Genomic DNA, 2432 nt, shown 5'->3' on the forward strand with positions numbered 1-2432 from the left:
AAATTTAACCGGTTTATTATTTTTTTACCCTGAAGAGCAACCAAAAAACATTCAAGACAAATTCGGCAAATATGGTGAAAACATTCGATCCACTACAGAAGGTTATAGAGTTGGGAAAAAAAATAATCAAAAATATATGTATATTAAACAGTACGGTACATTTTGGAAATTCGGTAAATTAAGTGATGGAGGTTTTCTAGTATTTAGTAAAGATAAGATAAAGCAAGAAAAGGAGGGGAAATAATACACAATTAGACGAAACAGATTGTGTATAAAACATGATACAAACAAGTAGAACTATATCTAAATATCTTCTTCAGTTTTGTTTAACTATATTTGGAATTGGTTTAATTACGGCTACTTCTTTTACTCTATTTTTACCAAAAGGAGAGCGACTGGTTGAGTTTTGGAATCAACTACAAATCTTTTTTTGGAGTTTTTTTTACTTCGATAATTTAGAAGTTTACTTAAAAGAATTTCAATATGTTCCTTTTTCTTCTGTTTTTTTAGAGCCTTACGTTTATTCTTTTACGATTCTTTTTTCAGCGTTTTTACTATCAATTTTCGTCGCATTATTTATTGCCTATCTAGTAAATATAGGTCCAAAATCATTTAGAAAAATAATGAATAGTATCCTATTTTTCCTACAATCTATACCAGACGTAGTAATGATTTGCGCATTTCAAATTTTCTTTTTATGGATTTTTAATAAAACCGGCGTTAAAATTGTAGATCCAATAAGTGGCTTTGAATCAAAAGCTTATGCATTACCGATCTTCCTTGTATCGATTATTCCAACGATCCAACTTTTCCAAATGTTATTTTTAGCAATACAGGAAGAAAAAATTAGAGACTATGTGGAGTATGCAAAAGCAAAGGGACTTTCTAATTCTTGGATTATTATCCGCCATATATTCAGTAATGTTGCGATTACTTTATTAAGTAATAGTAAGTTAATATTTTGGATGATGATTTCAAATCTATTAATAGTAGAGAAGTTCTTTAATATGAAGGGCTATTTTTCATTTCTATTTAATAACAGTAATTCGCCTGAAATCTTTTTTATGGCGTTAGTTTTACTATTTATCCCATTCTTTTTGCTAGAGATTCTGTTTAAACAAATTGTAAATAGAATGAAAGGGGGACAAGCTGTATGATAAAAATTAGAAAGTATTTCCCCATTATAATAGGAAGCTTTATCATACTTGGCCTAATCACCTTTAGTTTTATTTATACTTATTTTATAAAGGATACGATCAAACCAGCCCCAGCTTTGTTATATAATGCAGAAGGTAAATTAATCGATACATATGGTTATCCTCCAAGTTGGAAATATCTTTTTGGTGTCGACCGATTTGGAAGAGATGTATTTTGGATGGTAATTGATGGTGCTAAATACACTTTATCCATTGCCATAGTTGTCGGATTAATGAGAGTCATATTTGGTGGTTTATTAGGTGCATTTTTCGGATTCATGAATCAAAGATTATTAAAAATTATTGAACCAATTTTGAATGCATTTCGATTTGTACCAGCTGTTATCATTATATTTCCATTTTTTGAGAAATTAAATGACGTTCCAGAAGCAGTAAAAGAAAAAACGATAGCAATTCAAATTTCATTACTAATCATTATTTCGATTCCAGTATTGATAAATTCAATCGGTGAAGAAGTAAGAGATTTTTTAAAAAATGATTTCATTACTAGCTCTAGAGTCATAGGTGCACGAAATGGATGGATCCGCCGTAAGCATGTAATACCTTATTTACGAAGCCGTATTCTTTTATTATTTGTACAACAGACTATACAAACTTTATTTTTACTAACACAATTAGGTGTTTTTAAACTATTTATTGGTGGCGTTAAAGTTCTTTATTTAGATCTTGGAATCGATCGACCGATGTCACAAGCTAATGAATGGTCTGCGATGATTGGTGCAAATTACATCGAGTTATCGATAGATTCATGGGTAATCGTTGGACCAAGTATAGCTTTTATTGTTTCGATTTTTGCTTTTAATCTTATTAAATTGGGTATTGAGCGTTTAATGGAAAACCAAACAGGGCAAAAAAAGAAGCAACCTATTAATAATGAAGTTTTATATCATGGATTAAATGATTTTGATTTTGTGAATAAGGAAAAATTAAATGAAGTTAGTAGGATCGTAGATAACGAACCTAAATCGAATGGACAGCTTGTAACTAGATAATAAAGTAATCTGAAAATCTTTGTTCTAAATAGAGAATAGAGGTTTTTATTTTTGTATTTAGAGGAAACTCAAAAATCGCATAGAAGTATAATTTTATCTATTTCATTGGAGGGTTCGAGAATACATGAACTAGATTTGATGTTTAATCGATTTTTATTATTAAGCTAATTGGCAAGGATAGTTGAATAAGAAATACATTTATTCTGATAAAATAAGACTTAAT

At 29.4% G+C, this 2432-nt stretch carries 3 protein-coding genes; all 3 read left to right on the forward strand.

What is annotated here, in order from left to right:
• Positions 1-244, forward strand: a 244-nt coding sequence (locus CN514_RS26010) for a hypothetical protein (protein ID WP_176526052.1), incomplete at its 5' end; no start/stop codon positions are given.
• A 34-nt stretch (positions 245-278) separates the two neighbouring features.
• Positions 279-1157: an ABC transporter permease subunit gene (locus CN514_RS23540; RefSeq protein WP_098234650.1), complete on the forward strand. Its 879-nt coding sequence runs from the start codon at positions 279-281 to the stop codon at positions 1155-1157.
• Positions 1154-2209, forward strand: a complete 1056-nt coding sequence (locus CN514_RS23545; protein ID WP_098234651.1) for a peptide ABC transporter permease — start codon at positions 1154-1156, stop codon at positions 2207-2209. Before CN514_RS23540 ends, CN514_RS23545 begins: the two co-directional genes overlap by 4 nt.
• The last annotated feature ends 223 nt before the right edge of the window (positions 2210-2432 follow it).

This window comes from Bacillus sp. AFS001701 (assembly GCF_002559405.1).
Taxonomy (GTDB): Bacteria; Bacillota; Bacilli; order Bacillales; family Bacillaceae_G; genus Gottfriedia.